General features: G+C 44.3%; 3 protein-coding genes. 2 read left to right on the forward strand and 1 reads right to left on the reverse strand.

Features of this window, described 5'->3' with window-relative positions:
- Positions 1 to 63: 63 nt before the first annotated feature.
- Complete coding sequence (locus AB3112_RS10565; RefSeq protein ID WP_367334462.1) at positions 64 to 744, reverse strand: YigZ family protein; 681 nt, start codon at positions 742 to 744, stop codon at positions 64 to 66.
- Positions 745 to 815: 71 nt separating this feature from the next.
- Between AB3112_RS10565 and AB3112_RS10570 the strand changes: the two genes are divergently transcribed.
- On the forward strand, positions 816 to 2,096 hold the full coding sequence (locus tag AB3112_RS10570) for a DEAD/DEAH box helicase (RefSeq protein ID WP_367334463.1): 1,281 nt from the start codon (positions 816 to 818) through the stop codon (positions 2,094 to 2,096).
- A 269-nt stretch (positions 2,097 to 2,365) separates the two neighbouring features.
- Positions 2,366 to 2,615, forward strand: a 250-nt coding sequence (locus AB3112_RS10575) for a ComF family protein (protein WP_367334464.1), incomplete at its 3' end; no start/stop codon positions are given.

The raw sequence follows: 2,615 nt of genomic DNA on the forward strand, positions 1-2,615 counted from the left end.
AAAAATAATCATTAAAACTTAAAAAGCTGCGTAGACGAGTTGTATTTTGTCTACGCAGTTTTTCTATCTTTCATCCTGCTGTCGGGCTTCTCTTGAGTAGGGGACTTCAAAAATTTTGTACGGCCCCTTGTCGTAAGTAAATTGATCACTCAGTAAATTTGTAATCGCCGAAATAAGCGCATTGAAATGATCATCACTGACCGCGATGACAACCTGTATTTGATCGATGTATTGGGTGTCTTCAATCGGAATGGCTTCGTTTTCAAGAAAATACTTTAATTTGTCGAATTGATTATAGTCGATGGTCAGTGTCAGCTGTTGCTTGTTGACAAGTTTGACAATCCCCAGCTGATCGATGGTGGTTGAAGTCGCATTGCTGTAAGCACGGATAAGGCCACCGGCGCCTAATTTAATGCCGCCAAAATATCGGGTAACGACCGCTAAAACGTTGTGCAGTTCGTTTTTCTTCAAGACCTCTAAGATTGGCACTCCGGCAGTCCCTGAAGGCTCGCCGTTATCACTTTCGCGCTGAATATGATCATCGTCTCCCAGCATGTAAGCGTAGCAGTTATGGTTCGCCTTGGAATTTTCCTTGGTGACTTGTTCAATCAATTGTTTTGCCTGGTCTTCGCTTTGAATTCTTGCCATCGTGCAGATAAAGCGGGACTTTTTAATTTCAATTTCATGGGAGCCGTTTTTTTTAATTGTTAAAGATTCTTTTTTAAAAAGTATTCCTCCATGCATCTCGTATTTAAATAGTGAGGTGTTTTTCTTTTATTAATGATATATCAGAGTTATTTGGACGCCAAATGCCAATGTTGATGCTTGGTGAAACACTTAATCATCATCCAGGCGTCAAGACACGGGCGGCCATCCAAACAGACCACGGCATTGTCTGTTGCCGCTGCGGCAGTCGTCTGAAGCGGAGACTAGCAGCGCTTCCCAACAATCAGTATTACTGCTACGTTTGTATTCAAATGGGGCGAATGGACACGCTGCAGCAGTTGGCCTTTGCGCCAGAGCCTAATCGATTTCCGCACGTCAACCAGCCGCTGACTTGGCAGGGAAAATTAACGAAACTGCAGGCTGAATGTGCACAAACGGTGATTGATGTCTTTAAGAATCGCCGGCGACACTTGTTATGGGCAGTCACCGGTGCCGGGAAAACGGAAATGTTATTTAAAGGCATTAACTGGGCCATTGAAAATGGGTTGCGTGTCGGCATCGCTTCACCGCGAGTTGATGTTTGTATTGAATTATTTCCACGGATTCAAGCCGCTTTTGAAAAGGTGTCTTGTGTATTGCTACATGGCAAAAGTGAGCAACCCTATGTTTACAGCCAGATAACGGTTTGTACCACTCACCAATTATTACGATTTTACCATGCATTTGATGTCTTGATTATTGATGAAGTTGACGTGTTTCCGTATTCCGGAAATGCAATGCTTCATTTTGCCGTGGCCAACGCCACCAAACCGACCGGCGCAACCTTATATTTAACAGCAACACCCGACCAAAATCTGTTTCGAGCGATTAAGCAAAATAAATTGACCGTCAGTTACCTGCCAATTCGTTACCATGGTCACCTGTTGCCCGAGATAGCAGTGATCCGAACTAAACGATTAGCAACTTTGATCAATGATGGCCAGTTACCAAAAAACATTCTAAACAAGATTCAAGCGTTAATTGATGCCAAGCAGCGCTTTTTACTCTTTGTACCACACATTAAAGATTTGAAACATGTTTTTGACGCCCTCAAAGCCACTAAAATGGCGGCCAAATTTGAAACGGTTTATTCAGCGGATCCTAAGCGGATTGAAAAGGTCGCCTTAATGCGCAATGATCAATTGGACTTTTTGATTACCACCACGATTTTGGAACGGGGCGTGACTTTTCCGGGGATTGACGTAATTGTGCTGAAGGCTGACGACGATATTTTTTCGGCGGCGGCGCTGGTTCAAATTGCGGGAAGAGTTGGGAGAAACAGCGATCGGCCGACTGGGGAAGTGCTATTTTATTGTGAATCAAAGACTGCCAACATCAAGTCCTGTGATCGCCAGATTAAATTAATGAATCAAAAGGCGGCAGCACTATGAAACATTGTTTATTATGCGGTGAAATAATTCGAGACAACATTTCATTTGGCGAGTTGATTTCCCTGAGGCCGATTTCCAGTCAAACGATTTGTCATGCCTGTTGGTCCGGGTTTAATCGATTATCGATGCCCACCTGCGATGGGTGCGGTCGAAAGTTAGTTTCCCAAATGACAAACCCATGTCAAGATTGTATCCGGTGGCGCGACAGCGGACTTCCCAACCTGACCAACCAAGCCTTGTTCGAATACAACGCAGCAATGAAGGATTTTATGAAACAATATAAGTTCAATGGCGATTATCGGCTGAGACGTGTTTTTGTGCCGGAATTGCGATCGGCTTTAGCGCATACCAAGCGACTCATCGTTCCAATCCCGGTGAGTCAAGGCACCCTGTCAACCCGCGGCTTTAATCAGGTTACCGGGTTGCTCGACCGGACGCACTACCATGAAGTACTCAAGGTGACACAAGATCAAAAATTAATCCGACAATCCGAAAAAAATCGTCGGCAACGATTAGACT

The organism is Lentilactobacillus sp., from assembly GCF_040773105.1.
Taxonomy (GTDB): Bacteria; Bacillota; Bacilli; order Lactobacillales; family Lactobacillaceae; genus Lentilactobacillus; species Lentilactobacillus parabuchneri.

Excerpts from the sequence above, each read along its gene's own strand:
- AB3112_RS10565 (WP_367334462.1), bottom strand. The coding sequence starts at position 744 with ATGCATGGAGGAATACTTTTTAAAAAAGAATCTTTAACAATTAAAAAA.
- AB3112_RS10570 (WP_367334463.1), top strand. The coding sequence starts at position 816 with ATGTTGATGCTTGGTGAAACACTTAATCATCATCCAGGCGTCAAGACA.